General features: G+C 69.1%; 1 protein-coding gene. It reads left to right on the forward strand.

From position 1 onward, the window contains the following. Nucleotides 1-346, forward strand: a 346-nt coding sequence (locus tag IO29_RS31335) for a phosphoadenosine phosphosulfate reductase domain-containing protein (protein WP_037840711.1), incomplete at both ends; no start/stop codon positions are given.

A 346-nucleotide genomic window follows, 5' to 3' on the forward strand; every position in this document is an offset into this window, starting at 1 on the left:
CACCCCCGCCCCCGTGCCCTTCTCCCTCCTCCACGTGGACACCGGCCACAACTTCCCCGAAGTACTGGCCTACCGCGACCGCGTCGTGGAAGAACACCGCCTGCGCCTGCACATCGCCTCCGTCCAGGACTACATCGACCGGGGCATACTCCGCGAACGCCCCGACGGCACCCGCAACCCCCTCCAGATCATCCCCCTCACCGAGAAGATCCAGAGCGAGAAGTTCGACGCCGTCTTCGGCGGCGGCCGCCGCGACGAGGAGAAAGCCCGCGCCAAGGAACGGGTCTTCTCCCTGCGCGACGAGTTCTCCCAGTGGGACCCCCGCCGCCAGCGCCCCGAACTGTGG

Origin of the sequence: Streptomyces sp. NRRL F-6676 (assembly GCF_000725625.1) — a bacterium.
Lineage (GTDB): Bacteria > Actinomycetota > Actinomycetes > Streptomycetales > Streptomycetaceae > Streptomyces.